14 protein-coding genes are annotated in these 19,282 nt (G+C 47.0%); 3 read left to right on the top strand and 11 right to left on the bottom strand.

What is annotated here, in order from left to right; genetic code table 11:
* Positions 1–5: 5 nt before the first annotated feature.
* Positions 6–638, bottom strand: a complete 633-nt coding sequence (locus ACED46_RS03395; protein WP_371720892.1) for a 3'-5' exonuclease — start codon at positions 636–638, stop codon at positions 6–8.
* 10 nt (positions 639–648) lie between these two features.
* Positions 649–2,481, bottom strand: coding sequence for a DUF294 nucleotidyltransferase-like domain-containing protein (locus ACED46_RS03390; protein ID WP_102429028.1), 1,833 nt, complete (start codon positions 2,479–2,481; stop codon positions 649–651).
* Between the two features lie 232 nt (positions 2,482–2,713).
* On the opposite strand from ACED46_RS03390, the gene ACED46_RS03385 reads away from it, so the two are divergent.
* A complete protein-coding gene (locus ACED46_RS03385) occupies positions 2,714–3,910 on the top strand; it encodes a 3-phenylpropionate MFS transporter (protein ID WP_017062710.1) in 1,197 nt (398 codons plus the stop codon).
* 118 nt (positions 3,911–4,028) lie between these two features.
* A complete protein-coding gene (locus tag ACED46_RS03380; protein WP_032545914.1) occupies positions 4,029–7,460 on the top strand; it encodes a PAS domain-containing hybrid sensor histidine kinase/response regulator in 3,432 nt (1,143 codons plus the stop codon).
* Between the two features lie 117 nt (positions 7,461–7,577).
* Here ACED46_RS03380 and ACED46_RS03375 read toward each other — a convergent pair whose 3' ends face one another.
* The 4 genes from ACED46_RS03375 to ACED46_RS03360 form a co-directional block, all read right to left on the bottom strand.
* The gene (locus tag ACED46_RS03375; RefSeq protein ID WP_017062713.1) at positions 7,578–8,963 is read right to left on the bottom strand and encodes a lyase family protein; all 1,386 of its coding nucleotides are present in this window, start codon (positions 8,961–8,963) and stop codon (positions 7,578–7,580) included.
* A 12-nt stretch (positions 8,964–8,975) separates the two neighbouring features.
* On the bottom strand, positions 8,976–9,362 hold the full coding sequence (locus ACED46_RS03370; RefSeq protein ID WP_017062714.1) for a hypothetical protein: 387 nt from the start codon (positions 9,360–9,362) through the stop codon (positions 8,976–8,978).
* 187 nt (positions 9,363–9,549) lie between these two features.
* Positions 9,550–11,253 carry a sodium:solute symporter family protein gene (locus tag ACED46_RS03365; protein WP_017062715.1) on the bottom strand — a complete coding sequence of 568 codons (1,704 nt, stop codon included), beginning with the start codon at positions 11,251–11,253 and terminating at the stop codon, positions 9,550–9,552.
* 10 nt (positions 11,254–11,263) lie between these two features.
* The gene (locus ACED46_RS03360; RefSeq protein ID WP_010435433.1) at positions 11,264–11,530 is read right to left on the bottom strand and encodes a DUF4212 domain-containing protein; all 267 of its coding nucleotides are present in this window, start codon (positions 11,528–11,530) and stop codon (positions 11,264–11,266) included.
* Positions 11,531–11,956: 426 nt separating this feature from the next.
* On the opposite strand from ACED46_RS03360, the gene ACED46_RS03355 reads away from it, so the two are divergent.
* Positions 11,957–13,708: a potassium/proton antiporter gene (locus ACED46_RS03355; protein WP_017066561.1), complete on the top strand. Its 1,752-nt coding sequence runs from the start codon at positions 11,957–11,959 to the stop codon at positions 13,706–13,708.
* Here ACED46_RS03355 and ACED46_RS03350 read toward each other — a convergent pair.
* The 5 genes from ACED46_RS03350 to pyrB form a co-directional block, all read right to left on the bottom strand.
* Positions 13,705–14,334: a response regulator transcription factor gene (locus ACED46_RS03350; RefSeq protein WP_017062717.1), complete on the bottom strand. Its 630-nt coding sequence runs from the start codon at positions 14,332–14,334 to the stop codon at positions 13,705–13,707. The genes ACED46_RS03355 and ACED46_RS03350 overlap by 4 nt on opposite strands.
* A 212-nt stretch (positions 14,335–14,546) precedes the next feature.
* The gene (locus ACED46_RS03345; protein WP_371720891.1) at positions 14,547–16,397 is read right to left on the bottom strand and encodes a protein-disulfide reductase DsbD; all 1,851 of its coding nucleotides are present in this window, start codon (positions 16,395–16,397) and stop codon (positions 14,547–14,549) included.
* Between the two features lie 229 nt (positions 16,398–16,626).
* The gene (locus tag ACED46_RS03340) at positions 16,627–17,115 is read right to left on the bottom strand and encodes an arginine repressor (RefSeq protein ID WP_017063664.1); all 489 of its coding nucleotides are present in this window, start codon (positions 17,113–17,115) and stop codon (positions 16,627–16,629) included.
* Positions 17,116–17,442: 327 nt separating this feature from the next.
* Positions 17,443–17,907 carry an aspartate carbamoyltransferase regulatory subunit gene (gene pyrI / locus ACED46_RS03335; protein WP_371720890.1) on the bottom strand — a complete coding sequence of 155 codons (465 nt, stop codon included), beginning with the start codon at positions 17,905–17,907 and terminating at the stop codon, positions 17,443–17,445.
* Between the two features lie 15 nt (positions 17,908–17,922).
* Complete coding sequence (pyrB, locus tag ACED46_RS03330; protein WP_371720889.1) at positions 17,923–18,852, bottom strand: aspartate carbamoyltransferase; 930 nt, start codon at positions 18,850–18,852, stop codon at positions 17,923–17,925.
* Between the last annotated feature and the right edge of the window lie 430 nt (positions 18,853–19,282).

Here is a 19,282-nt window from a genome sequence, read left to right as displayed (position 1 = left end):
TTGAATTAAGAATAAGAAGAGTTGAAACGGGGAAGGTCACCATGTTTCAGGCGCACAAAGATCAGCGCAGCGGAGATAGCGTCTTGTAATGCATCATGTTTATTGACCGGGATAGGTAAATCGAGTTGGCGACAGATGGCGTCCATACTGAGATCAAAATAGGCATTGGGCAGCTGTCTTTCGAGTTTGTCTTGATAGAGTTGGCTCACTTCGACTAATCGGTTAGGCAGTGGAAATCCAAGCTGTTTTAAACAGGCGCGGTCGAGAATTTTTTTATCATAGCGGATGTGATAGCCGACTAAAGGACGATTTCCAATGAAGTTCAGTAGCTTGATTAAAGCCTGTTTTTCTTCGATGCCGTGCTTTAGATCTTGATGACGGATACGGTGGATTTTTATTGAATTGCAATCGAGCGATTGGGGGGCGCGCAACCGGACTTCAAAAGGTTGGCTGGTAATGATTCGGTTACCGATGATCTTGGTCGCGGCAATGGTAACTAATTCTGCCTGATTGGGATCTAGGCTGGTGGTTTCACAATCGAGCGATACATATTCATGATCAATAGGCGCAGTAAACAGAGGCTGATAGAGGGAGCCTTTGAGCTTGTGATGCCAGTAATAGCGAACCAACCTATTCATCGTTCAATGCCTAATCCCGTATCTGATAGTGGTAGCCGAGCCATTGCTTGAATTTCTTCACCACGTGCAGGCTATGACGAAGCAGATCCCTGTCTGCTCGTTCCATCAGTTTGACGTTAATCTTGTTGCTGCTGTGCTGCTGAGAAAGCCTTTGGGCTAAGCGCCACTTAAAGAATTGCTTGAGTGCTTCACTGAGATTATCGGCAGTACTTTGCTCTAATACTTTCTTGCTGACCAGCTGCTCAATGCGTTCGAAGGTGTTGTTGACCGTGACACCATGTTCTAGGCAAAGCGCTCTCACACCATGCACGATAGGGAAAATACCGCCTTGTTTGATATCGAGTCCGGACTTGGATTGCTTCACATTACCAAACAGGGTCAGGGGAACTGAGAAGTTCAGCGCCGGGCGGCAGAACTCCGTCAGAATCAATTCTTGTCCGAGCATTAAATCACTGAGGTGCTGCTTTACAGGTTTTAATAACTCTCTATTCCCCGCTACTGCGTGTGCATCTGCCATGATCGCGATATCCATCACGGTGTCTGGCGTGGCTTTTTTTACCCAATGGGTGAGGGTTTGTTTCCACTCTTGTTCTGAATGCACCCATTTCGGATTGTTGACCATTACGTTGCCCGGGCACAGTGGGTAACCCAATTGTTGAAGGGTATGGGTGAGGTCGTTCATGGCACTTTGGCATTGATGCCATTCCAAACCATCTTGAATAATCAGAGCGTTGTCTTGATCGGTTTTGAGAATTTGCTCTCCACGCCCCTCAGAACCCAACACGATTAGGCAGCAATGATTATGCAGTGCAGGTGGGATCACCAACTCAAAAGCCTTCTCTATGATCTGTTCGTTGACCGCAGAAATCAGCTCCATGATAAAGCGTGTGCGAATCCCATTACTGAGCAAGCTCTCGACCAGTTGACGTTGTTTGTTGGATGCCATTGCCAATTCTTCAACGCTGGTGGCGCGCGCAATACGCAAAGTAAGAACGTGGGAGTGTGTGGAGAATGCACTGAGAATCTGTGTCATATCCACCATGCCGACCGCATTTTTACCATCACAAACCATCAACCTTTTTACTCGATTTCTGGTCATGGTAATCATGGCGTTAAATAAGAAATCGCCTTGGTTCACGTGCATCACCGGAAACGTTGCGATCTCACCGACAGGCGCATCCAGTGTGAAATTATCGAGCATCACAGCATGCAATAAATTGGTTCGAGTGACGATTCCATACGACAAGGAACATGATGATCCAAAAGCTTTTGGATCATTATGTTCCAAATGGACTAGGGCCGAGTCTAACCCTTGTTCTTTAAGGGTTTGAGTGACTTGGTTGATCGGTTGGTTTGGTTCAAGTATCAGTGGTGGGTGATAGATAGAGTCATCCACTTTGGTTAATATAAACTCGGCAAGATTCTGTTGCTGCTGGGCGGCTTCTATCAAAGCTTTTCGTGTTGATAGGTTGCTATCAAAGTAGGCAGCGAATTGGCCATTGGCGTGGTAAAGCTCAAGAAAAATATCGGTGGGCAGCAGATAACTTAATGTATCTTCGAGTGCGATATATTGGTGTTTGGTGTGGGGTTCAAACTGGCTGCGGACATCAAAAATATCGTCATTGGCATAGTGTGCGTAAATCTCACCATCACTGCTCGCGCGCTCTTCAACAGCTCCTTTGATCAAAATATGCAGGTGTCGGCTCGGCCTTTCAGCTTCCAGTATCACTTCTTGAGAGCGGTAATACACCACGTCTAATGAAGAGCGAAGCTTCAACTGTTCGGCGTCGGACAGGCTATCGAAGGGCGGGTGCTGCATATTAAATTTGTCAGGCATAAGCATCACAAGAAGAAATGGGAGTCTTTAATCAGTCTGACAAAATACCAGCGAAGCTCCAGACGACTTTAGTCTAAATGCGAGTATGAGTATTGATGAGCGTGAAATCTCTTGTTGAAATGCGATATCCAGACCCATTGAATATGGGAATACTATCCCAGTAATAATTCCCTTTTTCATCGTATGCGAGATAGGCATAATTGGTGCTGCCTTTTTCCGCACACTTTATAGGTCATTTATGTTTAGCCCTTCACCCTATGGCTGGATCTCTCAGTATTTTCTTGGTTTCTTTTTTGCGTATGGCGTGTATTTGCCATTTTGGGCGTTGTGGTTTGAAGACCAAGGCGTGTCTGCTGGTGATATTGGCGTATTGATTGGTATCGGCTTTGCGACTCGTTGTGTGGCCAACTTAGTGATTACGCCGCGTATCCATAAAGTGGAACACTTGATGCCAGCGCTACGCTGTTTGAGTTTCGCTGCGCTGCTGTTTGTCGGTTTCCACTTCTTCACCGGTGGCAGCTTTATACTGATGTTGTTGGCAACGGTACTGTTTAACCTCTGTTGTGGGCCGATCATTCCTCTTTCTGATGCGATGGCTAACCATTACAGTCGTTTGAAAATGCTCGACTACGGCCGAACTCGTCTTTGGGGATCAATTGCCTTTATCGCAGGTTCAACGGTTGTTGGCTATTTGGTGGCACAATTCGGCACTGACATGATTTTGTATACTGCGCTTGCCGGTGTGTTGCTGTCATTGATTCTTGCGATGAGAAACCCCAATGTGATGCCAGTAACACAATCTGAGCAACAAGCGGCGCGACCAAAACTAGGTGAACTGCTGCGTGAGTCGTCAGTGGTAAAGTTTTTAGCCTTGATGGCGCTGCTGCAAGGTAGTCATGCGGCTTACTACAGTTTTAGTGCGATTTATTGGAAAGAAGCGGGTCACTCAGAAGCTATCATCGGTTATTTGTGGAGTTTAGGTGTTGTTGCTGAAGTGGCCGTATTTGCTCTGAGTAAGCGATTATTCTCAGGCTGGTCACTGCGTACTTTGTTTGTCGTCGCGGCTATTGGGGTGATGGCGCGTTGGGGTATTACCGCATCAACCACGGCGATTTTTGCACTGGTGATGGTGCAGTTGCTGCACGGTGTGACATTTGCCATGGCACACATCGCCGCGATTCAATACATCCAATCTGAAGAACAAAACAAGATGGTTGCGCTACAAGCCCTGTATAACGCGATTCCATTAGGTGCCTTTATTGCACTGATGACCACCTTAAGTGGTTGGGGTTATGAGCTTTGGGGCGCAAATATCTTCTGGGGCATGGCTGCAATGGGTGCACTTGCTCTGTTCATTAAGTTGGATGAAAGAAGTTCAGTGGTTGAGATTAATCAATCAGATTCGGAACAGTCAGAATCTCACAGCAAATGCTGATAATTAGAGTCTAAAGCACAGAATTTAAGCGATGCGATTGAGTTAATCACCCATCCTTAGTTAAATGAAACCTCTCCCTTATGGAGAGGTTTTTTTATGGATGAAAAAAGGGTTTTCAATGCAAGGATGGATAGTAATTCCAGTCTCTTTAGCCTACTTGGGCGTGTTATTTCTGATCGCTTGGTATGGAGACAGGCAGGTTCGTTGGCTATCGCGTTGGCGCCCGTGGATCTATAGCCTTTCGATTGCCGTGTATTGTACCTCTTGGACCTTCTATGGAACGGTCGGGCAGGCGAGTAACAACCCTTGGTCTTTTTTACCCATTTACCTCGCCCCGATTCTAGTCTTTACACTAGGCTGGCGGATCTTGGCGCGGCTGATCCTGATTGCGAAGCGGGAACATATCACCTCCATTGCCGACTTTATCGCGGCTCGTTATGGAAAATCTCAGGGCTTAGCGGTGGCGGTGACGGTTATCGCCGTGGTTGGTATCCTTCCTTATATTGCTCTGCAACTGCGTGGTATTACCATGGGGTTGGATATTGTTGCACCCAACCTAGCGGCTGACTTCGGTTATCAGGACTATCATGTGTCTTGGTTTGTGGTCGGTGCTTTGGCTATTTTCACCATGCTGTTTGGTACAAGACACATTGATAACACAGAGCATCACCGTGGCATGATGATGGCGGTGGCGTTTGAATCCATCGTTAAGCTCGCGGCATTCCTGATCGTTGGCCTATTCATCATGTATCTGGCGATGAGCAGCGACAAGATCGACTTGCTTGATGTGGCGGCTTCCACCTACGAATCACCCAATATTCCGACCTTAATTATTCATACCGTTTTGACCATGTTGGCGATTGTCTGTCTGCCACGCCAGTTCCATACCATGGTGGTAGAGAACGAACGTCCTCAAGACCTGCATACCGCTCGTTGGTTGTTTCCGCTTTACCTGATTTTGATGGGACTGTTCGTGCTGCCAATTGCTTGGGCAGGACAAGGACTACTTACTGGTATGCCAGCGGATACCTATGTGATCAGTGTGCCAATGTCAGAAGGCGCTAATCACATTGCCTTGCTGGCTTTCCTTGGTGGTACGTCTGCGGCAAGTGGCATGGTGATAGTGTCGACCATCGCCTTGGCGATCATGGTGTCGAATGATTTAGTGATGCCATTGTTACTGCGCCGTATGCGCCTAACTCAAAGAACCCATCGACACTTTTCTGGCCTGCTATTGGTGATTCGCCGCGGGCTAATTTTACTGCTGTTACTGGGTGCTTGGCTGTTTTATCAGGCGCTCGATACCATCCATTCACTGTCAGCGATTGGCTTTCTTTCCTTTGCTGCGATTGCTCAATTCGCGCCAGCACTTATTGGTGGTTTGTACTGGCGCCCGGGTAACCGCAAGGGCGTGTATGTCGGCTTAATGGTGGGCTCGTTGATTTGGCTGATTACCTTGATGAGCCAAACCAGCATGTTGGCTGGCGACAGTGAAAGTAACCTTTTACTGTGGATTATCACGCCGCCAGAACTGCTCAGTAGCTGGAATATCAGCAGTTCAAACTGGGGCATTGTGCTGAGTATTGTACTTAATACCTTGTGCTATGCCGTGGTTTCGATGACGACTCGCCCAAGCCTAAGTGAGCGCTTACAATCAGCAGCATTTGTTGGCACGCCGCTGCCTGAAAACGAGAATATCAGCCTTTACCAGAACCGAGTGACGGTCGCTGAATTAGAGATGCTGGCGTCGCGTTTTGTAGGCCGTAAGCGTGCCAAAAGTGCCTTACACAGCTATTGGCAACAACACGGTCAGCCGCTGCTTCCTAATCAACAAGCGCCTGCAAGTCTGATTCGACACGCAGAGCGCGTGCTCGCCGGAGTATTCGGTGCTTCGTCTGCTAAGTTAGTACTTACTTCCGCTTTACAGGGAAGAAACATGCAGCTTGAAGAAGTCGCGACCATCGTGGATGAAGCTTCGGAACTGTACGACTTCAGCCGTGGTTTACTGCAAGGCGCGATTGAACATATTGGCCAAGGCATCGCAGTAATCGACAAACAAATGAGGCTGGTGGCATGGAATCAGCGTTACCTAGAGTTGTTTGAGTTCCCTGCTGGCTTGATTCAGGTTGGGCGACCCATTTCAGATGTGATTCGTCATAATGCTCAGCAAGGTTTGTGTGGCCCGGGTGACCCAGAAGATCACGTTCGCCGTCGTGTTTATCACCTTGAGCAAGGAACACGACACACCTCTTCTCGCATTCGTCCTGATGGTCGAGTGATTGAAGTGCAAGGTAACCCGATGCCAAGTGGTGGCTTTGTGATGAGCTTTACCGACATCACGGTATTCCGACAAGCAGAGCAAGCGCTAAAAGATGCCAACGAAAGTTTGGAATCGAGAGTGCATGAGCGAACTCAAGAACTCGAAAAACTGAACCATCGCTTGGTAAAAGCCACGCAGATTTCGGATCAAGAATCACAATCTAAGAGTCGTTTTCTAGCCGCGGTAAGCCACGATTTGATGCAGCCGCTCAATGCCGCACGTCTATTTGCTTCGTCACTGTCTGAGGTGGCAAAAGAGCAAGAGGTGAAGCAATTGTCATCTCACATCGAGAGTGCACTTGGCGCCGCAGAAGATTTGATTGGTGACTTGCTGGATATCTCTCGATTGGAGTCCGGAAAGTTAGAAACCAACATTCACGCGATTGCCGTGCATGACGTATTAACCAATTTGAACGCGGAATTTAGCGCTCTAGCGAGACAACAGAAAATTGAGTTTAAGATGATTCCGTCGTCATTGTTCATTCATTCAGACCCTAAGCTGTTGAGGCGTGTGATTCAGAACTTTTTGACCAATGCGTTCCGCTATAACCCGGAAGGGAAAGTGGTACTGGGTGCGAGAAGAGTCAATGGACAGGTTCGAATTGATGTGTGGGATAATGGAACCGGTATCGATGAAGACAAGCAACAAGAAATCTTTGAAGAGTTTACTCGTGGCAGCCAAGTACGAGCCGATCAAGGATTGGGGTTAGGGCTGGCTATCTCGAAAGGTATTGCTCATGTGCTTGGCCATCAAATTTCGATGCGCTCATGGCCGGGGCAAGGCAGTGTCTTTTCCATCACCTTAGCTAGAGCGGAAAAAGTGGCTCCAGTTGTGCAAGCTTCGACGCCAATGGCGACCAGCGACATCGAACATCTCAAGATATTGTGTGTCGATAATGAACGAGAAATCTTAGTCGGTATGGAAAACCTGATCGGACGTTGGGGCTGTGAGGTTAAGACGGCGGTTGATTTGGTCGAAAGCTTGCAGTGCCTAGATGAGGGTTGGCTACCTGATGTGATTTTCTCTGATTACCGTTTAGATAATGGCAGAACGGGTCTCGAAGTCCTGCAGCAGTGTCGCTTGCGCCTCGGAGACTCTTTTGAAGGGGTCATCATTAGTGCCGATAGAACCGATGACATGTTGGCAGCGATAAAGGCCAACAGCTTTCGCTTTATTGCCAAGCCAGTGAAGCCACTTAAGTTAAGAGCGGTCTTGAATCGAGTGAGCTAGTTTGGGTTAACAGGCTCGGATTAGTACGTTCGTGAGCGGATAGTGAAAAGGCCTCAGATGAGGCCTTTTTTGTCTCTGTTTTTTTTGCGAACGCCGATTCGCTTGTTAATTCAATAACTAACCAGCAATGCCACCTTGTGTCAGTGTGGTTGGATCAAGCAGTTTACTTAGCTCTTCTCGGCTAAGATCGGTTTCTCTTTCTGCGACATCCAGAATTGGTAAGCCTTCTTTGTAAGCTTTCTTGGCAATATCAGCCGCCTTCAAGTAGCCAATCACAGGGTTAAGTGCGGTCACTAGGATTGGGTTCTTTGACAGTGCCAAATCGAGATTGTCTTGGCGTACCGTGAAGGTCGCGATGGCTTTGTCCGCTAAAGCGACTGAGCTGTTTGCCAATAACTCAATACTTTCCAACACGTTATGAGCAATCACTGGCAGCATCACATTAAGTTGGAAGTTACCTGATTGTCCGGCTACGGTAATGGTGGTGTCGTTGCCAATGACTTGCGCCGCCGCCATAGCTGCAGCTTCTGGAATCACAGGATTTACCTTGCCAGGCATGATCGATGAGCCTGGTTGTAGAGCCTGTAATTCAATTTCCCCTAAGCCAGCCAACGGCCCAGAGTTCATCCAGCGAAGATCGTTTGAGATCTTCATGATCGCAACTGCTGCCGTTTTGAGCTGACCTGACAGCGCAACGATCGCGTCTTGACTGCTGAGGCTAAAAAAGAAGTTTTCACTCGAGCTAAAACTGATCTTTGTCGATTGAGACAGGTTACTCGCAAACTTATCGGCAAAGCGTGGGTCAGCATTGATCCCTGTTCCAACCGCAGTACCACCTTGTGCTAAAGCCTTGATAGCGGGCAGGGTGTTCTCTATTGCTTGCTTAGCGTGTTCTATCTGAAATTTCCAACCACCTAGCTCTTGAGCAAAGGTCATTGGCATCGCATCCATTAGATGAGTGCGGCCGGTCTTCACGACCTCCGCAAGTTCCTGTTGTTTGATGGTGAGTGCTTCAGAAAGGTGAGTTAATGCAGGTAATAGCTTATTTTCAGCCATCAAAGCAACGCTCACTTGAATTGCGGTTGGCACCACATCGTTACTGCTTTGGCCCATGTTGACGTGATCATTGGGGTTCACGTCGCCTTGCAAGCTTCTTGAGGCAAGCGTAGCAATCACTTCATTGGCATTCATGTTGGAACTGGTACCTGAACCGGTTTGGTAGACATCGATAGGGAATTGATCGAGGTGTTTACCCTCAATGATCTCTTGGCTGGCTTCGGCTATCGCGTTGGCAATATCACCTTCCAGTAGACCTAACTGAGCATTGGTATCTGCCGCTGCCTGTTTAATTAACGCCAGTGCTTGAATAAAACTGGTCGGCATCTTGTGAGAGCTAAACGCGAAGTTATCCGCTGCACGCTGAGTTTGTGCTTGGTATAGCGCATCGGCAGGGACTTTCACTTCGCCCATGCTGTCTTTTTCAATCCGAAATTGTAGGGTCATGTTCTATCCTTGTTAGCCAAGTGGGGCTTGGACTTGTTGTAGTGTTTGGCTGAGATTCAAAAAACGCGCTTGGCCTTGAGGTTGCTGGCAGTAGTGGCGCTTCAAATAAAATAGTGGTGAGTGAATAGAGTCTAGGCAGATATGACGAAAGGCGAAACTGCGCTGAGGAGACTCAATCGCTTCAATCAAATGAAAGAAAACTTGGCGTAGATACAGCTCGCACAACAAGATGTTTTCTTGAGCGGCATGCTTTTCATAGTAAGCCGAAAGCGTCAGTGCACACTCGATATACTCTCGAATTACAAACGGCTCATGGCCTTGAACTTGTTCTAATGAAGCAAAGCGATCCTGTGCTTTGTAAAATCTCGAATAGAGAACCTGCTGCTCTTTCATCATCATCTGCATCTCTTTATTGGATGTTAATGATAATTATTATCAAATAAAGTTTTAAAAACAACCCTTTGTTTATCTTTTTATAAAGTGAGCAGAAAAAGAAAAAGCCGATACACGAAGTATCGGCTTTCTGGAGTCAGTACCTAATCCCTACAATGTAAGTACTGATTCATTTTTTGCTAAACATCTTTGTTTAGTGGTCGTGAGCTTCACCTGCACCTTTCGGGTAACGGATGTTCTCAACCATATCTTGTACATCTTGTGGTACTTCAGCAGTTACTTTGTTTACAGCAATCGATACTACGAAGTTTAGACACATACCTAGCGTACCGATGCCTTCTGGGCTGATACCAAACCACCAGTTTTCAGGTGTGCTTGCTGCTGGGTTAATGAACTTGAAGTAGATGATGTAGCTTGCTGTGAAGGCAATACCTGACAACATACCTGCAATTGCGCCTTCCTTGTTCATCTTCTTGTAGAAGATACCTAGGATAATCGCTGGGAAGAAGGATGCTGCGGCTAAGCCGAAGGCAAACGCTACTACCTGTGCTACAAAGCCTGGTGGGTTAATACCTAAGTAACCGGCACCGACAATCGCGACCATGGCTGCCAGACGAGCGGCTAACAGCTCCTGCTTGTCGGTCATGTTTGGTCTGAAGCCTTTCTTCAACAAGTCATGTGAAATCGACGTTGAGATGACCAATAGTAGACCCGCGGCTGTTGATAGTGCGGCTGCTAGGCCACCGGCTGCAAGCAGTGCTACAACCCAGTTTGGTAGTTTCGCTAGCTCTGGAGAAGCCAGTACGATGATGTCACGGTTAATCTTCATCTCGTTGCGCTCATCGCCCGAGTAGAACATTTTGCCATCGCCGTTCTTATCTTCCCAACCTACTAGGCCAGTGCTTTCCCAGTTTTTGTACCAGCTTGGTGCGTCCGCTGCAGCGACACCTTGCATGTCAGGGCCGTTGATTGTTTCGATCATGTTTACACGAGCGAATGCTGCAACGCCTGGTGCTGTTGTGTATAGCAATGAGATGAACAGTAGTGCCCAACCCGCTGAGATACGAGCATCACGTACTTTTGGTACCGTGAAGAAACGAATGATTACGTGTGGAAGACCCGCAGTACCGACCATTAGAGCCGCACAGATGAAGAATACATCTACCATGCTCTTGTTACCTTCGGTATAGGCGGTAAATCCGAGTTCTTCGGTCAGTCCATCCAGTTTATCAAGAAGGTAAACATCTGTGCCTGATAGCGTAGAGCCCATACCAACTTGTGGAAGTGGGTTACCTGTCATCATGATTGAGGTAAAGATTGCTGGAACAAGGAAGGCGAAAATGAGGACACAGAATTGAGCTACCTGCGTATAAGTGATGCCTTTCATGCCACCTAGTACTGCGTAGAAGAACACAATACCCATACCAATGATGATGCCTAGGTTAATATCAACTTCTAGGAAACGAGAGAATACAACGCCCACACCACGCATCTGGCCTGCAACGTACGTAAACGATACGAAGATTGCACAGAATACCGCTACCATACGTGCCGTTTTCGAGTAGTAACGCTCACCGATGAAATCAGGAACCGTAAACTGACCGAACTTACGTAGGTAAGGTGCTAAACATAGCGCAAGTAGTACATAACCACCTGTCCAACCCATTAGGTAAACCGCACCGTCGTAACCAACGAATGAGATGATACCTGCCATTGAGATGAATGATGCTGCCGACATCCAGTCAGCGGCGGTCGCCATGCCGTTTGCTACTGGGTGTACACCACCGCCAGCAACGTAGAACTCACTAGTAGACCCTGCACGAGCCCAGATTGCGATGCCGATATATACCGCGAAAGTAATACCGACGAGAATAAACGTCCAAGTTTGAATATCCATGTTCTAGCCTCTAGTCTTCCTGTACGTTGTATTTTTTGTCGAGCGCATTCATGCGGACAACGTAAATAAATATCAGCGCCACGAAGGTGTATATCGAACCTTGCTGAGCGAACCAAAATCCTAGCTTGAACCCGCCAAACTGAACGGTATTGAGGGCATCCACAAATAAGATGCCAGCGCCGTAAGACACCGCAAACCAGACCGCGAGCAGTGTTCCCATAATTCCCAAGTTTTCCTTCCAGTAGGCTTGAGCATGTTCCGTAGATTCGAACGCCATTGCCTTCTCCTTTATTCCGTTTTCGTAGAAACTGTTTTTGTGAAACCGTTTTGTAAAATAACGTGTTAACGTAATGTTACGATTTAGAATGTAGCAAGGATAAGTCAAGGGATCTGTGCAACTTTAGTCGGGATGGTATTAGCGCTAATGTACTGAAATATGGGAGCTAGGAGACATAACCATAGAAAAATGTGATGTTACAATGTTGTTAAATTAGCCAAAGGTCTAACAAAAAGGGATGAATTAGACTGCGAGTCATAAAATTTAACAACTAAATGACCGAGAAACGGTATTTAGCCCTGCTTATGACACGAAGCGAAACATAAGTTTGTTATAGTAACAACGGCACTTTCACCGACCGTGCCTTGCTAAACGGCAGAAGATCAACATGCTTATATCTTGAGTTTTATTCTTTGGGGGAACGAATTGGACGCAATAACTATCAACCACTTATTTTTAACTGGTGCGGTGCTCATCGCCATCAGTGTGCTTTTCTCACAAGTGTCCTCACGATTGGGCGTTCCGATTCTTTTGATCTTTTTATTCGTTGGTATGTTAGCGGGTGAAGATGGACCCGGTAATATTCATTTCGATGATTACTCACTGACCTACTTGGTGAGTAACCTTGCGCTTGCCGTGATTCTGTTGGATGGCGGTATGCGAACCAAGGTGGCGAGCTTCAAGGTCGCTTTCTGGCCTTCGCTCTCGCTGGCGACGATAGGTGTCGCATGTACAGCAACCTTAACCGGATTAATGGCGGCTTGGCTGTTTGACTTGTCATTAATGCAGGGCATCTTGGTCGGGGCGATTGTTGGTTCAACCGATGCGGCAGCGGTATTCTCTTTGCTGAAAGGACAGAGTCTCAATGAGCGTGTTGGCTCAACCCTAGAGATCGAATCGGGCACTAACGACCCAATGGCGGTCTTCCTGACGGTGACCTTAATTGCGCTGTTAGGTAACCCTGACGCTGAGATGGGAATGAACTTCCTACTGCAAAGTTTTGCGATGCAGTTTGGTATCGGTACTCTTGTTGGTATTGGCGGCGGCTGGGTTCTATGGAGCTTAATCAATCGAGTACAATTGGCTGATGGCCTTTATTCCATTCTGGTACTCAGTGGGGGCGTGGCTCTGTTTGCGTTCTCTAACATGCTTGGCGGCAGCGGCATCTTATCGATTTACTTAGTGGGCTTGTTCATTGGTAATCGTCCGACGCGCTCGCGACACTCGATTCTTAATGTTCTTGATGGCATGACGTGGCTAAGCCAGATCGTGATGTTCTTGGTATTGGGTTTATTGGTGACGCCATCAACGTTGATGGACATTGCTCTGCCTGCGCTGGCACTGGCCTTCGGTATGATTTTGTTTGCTCGTCCGCTGTCGGTTTGGTTGGGTTTGCTGCCGTTCAGAAGCTTTACCACCAAGGAACGTTGGTTTGTTTCTTGGGTCGGTCTACGCGGCGCGGTACCGATCATTCTGGCGGTGTTCCCGATGATGGCTGGCCTGCCTAATGCTCAGCTTTACTTCAACATCGCGTTCTTCGTGGTTATGGTGTCGCTGATTGTTCAAGGCGGCAGCTTGATGAAAGTCGCGAGATTGGCTCAAGTGACGCTACCTCCAACGCCGACACCGATTTCTCGTACTGGCATTGAAATTTACCCTGCTAGTGAGTGGGAGATGTTTGTCTACAAGCTGAAAGAAGAGAAGTGGTGTGTGGGCGAACCACTAAAGCGTTTGTCTATGCCGGAAGGAACGCGAATTACTGCACTGTTTAGAAAGGATGCCTTGCTTCACCCATCAGGCAGCACCGTGTTAGAGGCGAACGATATCTTATGTGTGCTTGGTCAAGACAAAGATTTGGACAGCTTAAGTTCGTTGTTCAGTGAGGCGCCTCTAGCAGAAGAGGCGGCACGATTCTTTGGTGACTTCTTCTTGGATGTTGAGCTATCAGTTGCGGCAGTGAGTGATTGTTATGGTATTGAACTTGGCTCGGAAGAAGAGCGAGAAATGACGCTAAAACAATTGGTTGCTCAAGAGCTTGGCGCACACTCTGTATTGGGTGATAGCTTTGAGTGGCATGACATCACTTGGGTGGTTGCAGAGATAGATGATCATAAAGTCGTCAGGTTGGGTTTATGTTTACCTAAGACGACTTTAGAAGAGGATATCAGTGAAGCTTAATTGTGGACTTCTTGTAGCAAGATAACCGCTTGAGTACGATTTTTCACATCCAGTTTACGGAAGATGGCCGTCATATGTGCTTTGATGGTCGCTTCCGAAACATTCAATTCATACGCGATTTGCTTGTTAAGCAAGCCGTCAGAAAGCATCCCTAATACCTTGTATTGCTGAGGCGTCAGTGTGGAAATCTTTTCTGCAAGGTCGCTACACGCTGCATTATTGGTGATAAGCCCTTCAGGGAAGAACGGGTCGCCATTCAGCACTTGATTCAGTGCACTCACCAACTCACGCATATCACTCGACTTAGGAATAAAGCCAAACGCACCGTGGCTCTTCACCTGAGTGACCACGCTGGCATCTTCACTGGCAGAAACCACCACAATCGGTAGATCTGGGTATTCAGCGCGCAGTTGAATTAAGCCTGACATGCCATTGGCGCCCGGCATTTTCAGATCGAGCAGTAATAGATCCGGCTCGCCTTCTTTCTTTAGCAGAGTCAGTAAGGCATCGAGAGAATCGGCCTCAAGCAGGTTCGCACCACTGATCGCCATATGAACTGACTGAAACAGGGCGTTGCGAAAGAGAGGGTGGTCATCAGCAATGATGATGGTATAGGTCGAGTCCATGACGTTCATACTTTTAACAATTTAGTTAATATTTATTATCATCCTGATTGAGTATGTGGACAATATCTATGCATTAAAAGTCTGAACCATATCGACTTTTATCCCCGGAATAAGAAAGCGTTACTCTGAATAGCAAAAAAGCCGCACTGCCATCTCGTTACGGAGGGGCGGTGCGGCTTTCGATTCGGCTTATATTTTAGTGAATATTGCCGTTATAGCTGGTGGTTTTGCATGTGTTTTAAGAATACATCAGCAGGCATAAAACCGGTTACACGAGCATTTGGAACATGGTTACCCTCGCCATCCCAGAACTCAATCGTCGGTAAGCCAAGTACCTGTAATTGTTTAAGCAGTTCAATGTCTTGAGGCATGTTTCTCGTTACATCGGCTTGTAGCAGTACAAAGTCAGAAAGCTTGTTTTCCACATCAGCTTGATGGAAGGTGTACTTCTCGAACTCTTTACACGCCACACACCAATCGGCGTAGAAGTCGAGCATCACAGGCTTACCGAGTTTCTTCGCTTCGATGAGCTGGATTTCTAGCTCTTCAACCGTGTTGATGCGTGCAAATTGGATGTGCTGTTGTTCTACCGTTACGCTCTTCTCCGCAAACCAATAGTTCAATGCAGGCTGTGCCGAAGCAAACAAGCCAAGCATCGCGATGATGCCTACCGCACTCTGCTTCCAGCCACCAAATGGCAGTGCATTCTTACTGTGGTAAAGCCAACCAAAGGCGATGAAGCCAAGGCCAGACCAAAGCACGGTTGCCCACAATTCAGGAATGATGCGCTCTAGCAGGAAGATAGGCGCGGCAAGCAAGATAAAGCCGAATACGATCTTCACCTTGTTCATCCAGCTGCCCGCTTTAGGCAATAGCTTATTACCAAACACTGCCACTAAAATCAGTGGGATACCCATACCCATAGCCAACGCGTACAGAGCAATTGCACCGGTAAATAGGTCACCACTCTGAGCCACATACAGCAGTGCGCCTGACAATGGCGCCGTGGTACAAGGTGAACACACCAAGCCAGAGATAGCGCCCATTGCGAATACGCCCAAGGTATTGCCACCTTGCTGCTTGTTGCTTTGGTTGTTGAGCCAAGTTTGGATGCTGCTTGGCAGTTGCAGGTTATAAACGCCAAACATCGACATTGCTAACGCCACGAACAGAACACTCAGCGCGATCAGCACGTAAGGGTGCTGCATAGCGGCTTGGAATTGCATGCCTGCTGAAGCAACCACTAAACCTAATAAGGTGTAGGTTAACGCCATGCCTTGCACGTAAATAAAGGACAGCATCAGCGCGCGACCTTGGCTGAGTTTGCCACCACCTAAAACGATACCCGTTAGAATCGGATACATAGGCAGCACACACGGCGTAAAGGCTAAACCAACACCGAGTGCTAAGAATAATAGAGGGGTCCACCAACTGTCACCGAGCTTATCGGCTAAGCCTGCTTCTTTTGAAACAGGGGTATTTGGCTGTTGAGTCGTGTTACTTACAACGTCTGCTTTCGGAGATGTTGGTTGCGTAGAAACATCGGTTTCGTTGCCAGCAGAAGATGAAGCTTGTGAGTCACTACCTTGCGAATTAGCAGAACCTGTTGCTGTGAAAGGTTCAATGTCGATGATACGAGTCTCTGGTGGGTAGCAGAACCCTGCGTCCGCACAGCCTTGATACTTAACGATCAGCTGTGAGCCATCTTGGTAACTCTGCAGAGGAACTTGCACGAATAACGGCTGAGTATAAATGCTCACCTCACCGAAGAATTCATCTTGGTGCGGCTTACCATCTTCTAATTCAACATTACCGATAGCGAGATTTTGCCCGGTGAACGAGAGGCTATGTTGATAGAGGTAGTAGCCCTCTTTTACTTGCCAGTCGAGAAGGACTTTGTCGTCTTGCTGGTAGTAATTGAAAGGGAAAGCTTGGTCTACAGGGACAAAACCATTGTTATTGCCTCCGAAGCTTGGCTCGGCGTTGTCGTTCCCAAATAGCGCCCACGCAGGCTGGGTGAATAGGGAAACACAAACAAAAAGTAATGTGGCAAGTCGTCGCATACTATTTAGTCATCAAAATGGAGTTGAAGGTATCTTAACTCAATCAGACCGTAATAGTTTGCTATTAGTTTCATCGGCAAACAAATATCCCCTAAGGCGGGATAGCGATTTTATTGGGTAATCGAGTGGGGAGCTGCAATTCAACTTGAGTGACTTGCCTTTGTAAAAGAGACATTTAAGCTACACCCAGTAAAAGAGACATTTAAGCTACACCCAGTAAAAGAGACATTTAAGCTACACCCAAGCGTGCTTTTACTACTTGTTCGCAAGCATCAATATTCATCGTATCTTTTGGAATAATAAGCACGGTATCATTACCGCCAACGGTGCCGATAATCTCAGTATGTGGGTCGATATCGACTAATCTTGCGACTAATTGAGCACAACCTGGATGAGTTTTTACGATGACCATCGCTTGGTTATGAGTGATGAATTCGATTTGCGATGAGATGGATGCATCGACACGAACCGGTGCACTTTCAACCGTGATGCAGTAAACCTTTTTACCGCAAGCATTCTGAATTTTGACAACACCAAGCTGTGACAAAATACGAGATACGGTCGATTGGCTGATACCGGTATAGCCAATATCGACGAGTTTCTCTCGCAGTTGATTTTGGGTCGAGAAGCTTTGTTGTTGTAGTAAGCGTTTGCACGCTGCAGTCAGTGTTTTATCTTCAGCTGAATACAAGCAACCGTGCTCAGTGATTGGGTTCATGAACAACTCCTTAAGGTCAACATGTGGTTATCGCTTGTCCATAGCGCCGAGCGTACTCCCAAAGCCGTAGAGTACGATTGTTAAATAGGGCTTACCGATGAATCCCGAAATAGAGAGGGAAGGTATGCGTGATGTATGATCGTCTATCCATTGAGTCTACCACTAAAGAATAGTTATCTTTTTGAAGGGGATCACCAAATAAAATTCTAGTTAATTGCTTTTATTTTGGAGTTTTATTCTTTTGTTAAATGGATATTTATTCCAAGTTTGGCATAAATATCCATCGGTATTAGGGTGCTTTGGAGACCGTGATAATGGCGCTAAGGGTTAGCGAATTTCACTCATGATCTCGCGAGAGAATACTTTTTCACAGTAGTGACATTTTAGCTGCACGTTTTCCTGTTTTAGCTGCACTTTAAAGCTGCTTTCGACTGGCTCACCGTGCGAAATACAGTTGCTATTCGGGCAAGAGTAGACACTGTTGATTTGGTCTGGCAGCACTAATGTTAGCTTGTTCACCACCTTGTACTCTTCAATCTGATTGACCGTCGCTTGCGGGGCGTACAGAGCCAATTGGTTGGCTTGTTCCTTGGTCAGAAAGATGTTCTCAATCTTGATTAGGTCTTTGTTGCCGAGTGCTGATGATGGCAGGTTTAACCCCATAGTGATGCGCTGTTCTGTTTTATGCAGCTTGAACAGGTTGAGAATTTTAATCCCAAGATGAGCAGGGATGTGGTCAATGACGCTGCCATTACGGATCGCTTCTACTTGTAGCTGAGTTTGTTTAACCATGACTGTTTCTCCTGCTTATAAAGTGTCGTTTAGAACTAGGGCTAATAGGGATTCGCGAGCATACACACCGTTTTCAGCTTGCTCGAAGTAGTAAGCGTGTGGTGTTTTATCTACGTCGGTTGTGATTTCATCGACACGTGGTAGTGGGTGAAGCACCTTCATGTTTTGGCGCGCGTCTTTCAGCGTATCAGCCGTTAGAATGTAAGCCGATTTCATGTGCGCGTATTCTGACGCATCAAAGCGCTCTTTCTGTACGCGAGTCATGTACAGAACATCAAGCTCAGGCACCACTTCTTCAATGCTGCTGTGGGTGCTGTATTGGATGCCCATCTCTTCCAATTCTTCACAGATGTAATCTGGCATCTCTAAGACTTCTGGCGCGATAAAGAAGAAACGCACGTTATTGAATTTCGATAGTGCTTGGGTCAATGAGTGCACGGTACGGCCATATTTTAGGTCGCCGACGAACGCCACATTGAGGTTATCGAGCGTGCCTTGTGTTTCGTAAATCGAGAACAGGTCCAGCAAGGTTTGCGTCGGGTGCTGGTTAGCACCGTCGCCGCCGTTTACTACCGGCACACCGTTAGAAAATTCAGACGCTAAACGTGCTGCCCCTTCTTGTGGGTGACGCATTACAAAGGCATCGACGTAGGATGAAATAACCTGCACTGAATCGGCAAGTGTTTCGCCTTTCTTCGCCAGTGAGGTGTTACCGCCATTATCAAAGCCAATGACCGTGCCACCAAGGCGCTGGACGGCGGTCTCAAATGAAAGGCGAGTTCGAGTTGAAGGCTCAAAGAAGCAGCTCGCCACCACCTTATTTTTCAGCAGCTCTGGATTTGGCTCTGCTTTGAGTCTTGCGGCAGTATCGACGATAAGCTCCAGTTCATCACGAGAGAGCTCTGGAATGGAGATGATGTGCTTGTTAAATAACGAATGCGCCATAACGGGTCTTCCTTTTTCTATGCATACAGTCAAATTGCGGACAAAAAAAAAGCCCCCTAAAAATAGGAGGCTTCGAAACGATCAATAGAGCAAAATAAAAATGACACCACCGCCACTCTTTGGCGTGTAGTTTGACAATCATGTGCGACAGAATTGCAGTTCATTTTTTGCTCTCTTAAGACAAATTGCGGAGGATTATACTCAGATAAAAACGGCATGCAATACTTTCTGTAAAGTATTCATTTAATGGATTTTTATGCGAAATAACCTCTACATTTTGCTTTGATTTAAGCCCTTGTTGAAACAGAAAATCTCAGGGTTTTTGGGGCGATAATGCCCTCAAGTACATGAAAAAAAATGCGGGCTTTATCCAAGGGCTAAATCCCAAGTTCGCCGCCCGCATTTCCCTGTCATTACACTTAACTTGTCA

This window comes from Vibrio sp. 1S139 (assembly GCF_041439475.1).
In the GTDB taxonomy this organism is placed as follows: domain Bacteria; phylum Pseudomonadota; class Gammaproteobacteria; order Enterobacterales; family Vibrionaceae; genus Vibrio; species Vibrio crassostreae_C.
This window is presented reverse-complemented; position numbering and strand designations above follow the sequence as displayed.

Excerpts from the sequence above, each read along its gene's own strand:
- ACED46_RS03375 (WP_017062713.1), bottom strand. The coding sequence starts at position 8,963 with ATGACCCTACAATTTCGGATTGAAAAAGACAGCATGGGCGAAGTGAAA.
- ACED46_RS03365 (WP_017062715.1), bottom strand. The coding sequence starts at position 11,253 with ATGGATATTCAAACTTGGACGTTTATTCTCGTCGGTATTACTTTCGCG.
- pyrB (WP_371720889.1), bottom strand. The coding sequence starts at position 18,852 with ATGGCGCATTCGTTATTTAACAAGCACATCATCTCCATTCCAGAGCTC.
- pyrI (WP_371720890.1), bottom strand. The coding sequence starts at position 17,907 with ATGGTTAAACAAACTCAGCTACAAGTAGAAGCGATCCGTAATGGCAGC.
- ACED46_RS03340 (WP_017063664.1), bottom strand. The coding sequence starts at position 17,115 with ATGAACCCAATCACTGAGCACGGTTGCTTGTATTCAGCTGAAGATAAA.
- ACED46_RS03390 (WP_102429028.1), bottom strand. The coding sequence starts at position 2,481 with ATGCTTATGCCTGACAAATTTAATATGCAGCACCCGCCCTTCGATAGC.
- ACED46_RS03370 (WP_017062714.1), bottom strand. The coding sequence starts at position 9,362 with ATGATGATGAAAGAGCAGCAGGTTCTCTATTCGAGATTTTACAAAGCA.
- ACED46_RS03350 (WP_017062717.1), bottom strand. The coding sequence starts at position 14,334 with ATGGACTCGACCTATACCATCATCATTGCTGATGACCACCCTCTCTTT.
- ACED46_RS03380 (WP_032545914.1), top strand. The coding sequence starts at position 4,029 with ATGCAAGGATGGATAGTAATTCCAGTCTCTTTAGCCTACTTGGGCGTG.
- ACED46_RS03345 (WP_371720891.1), bottom strand. The coding sequence starts at position 16,397 with ATGCGACGACTTGCCACATTACTTTTTGTTTGTGTTTCCCTATTCACC.
- ACED46_RS03395 (WP_371720892.1), bottom strand. The coding sequence starts at position 638 with ATGAATAGGTTGGTTCGCTATTACTGGCATCACAAGCTCAAAGGCTCC.
- ACED46_RS03385 (WP_017062710.1), top strand. The coding sequence starts at position 2,714 with ATGTTTAGCCCTTCACCCTATGGCTGGATCTCTCAGTATTTTCTTGGT.
- ACED46_RS03360 (WP_010435433.1), bottom strand. The coding sequence starts at position 11,530 with ATGGCGTTCGAATCTACGGAACATGCTCAAGCCTACTGGAAGGAAAAC.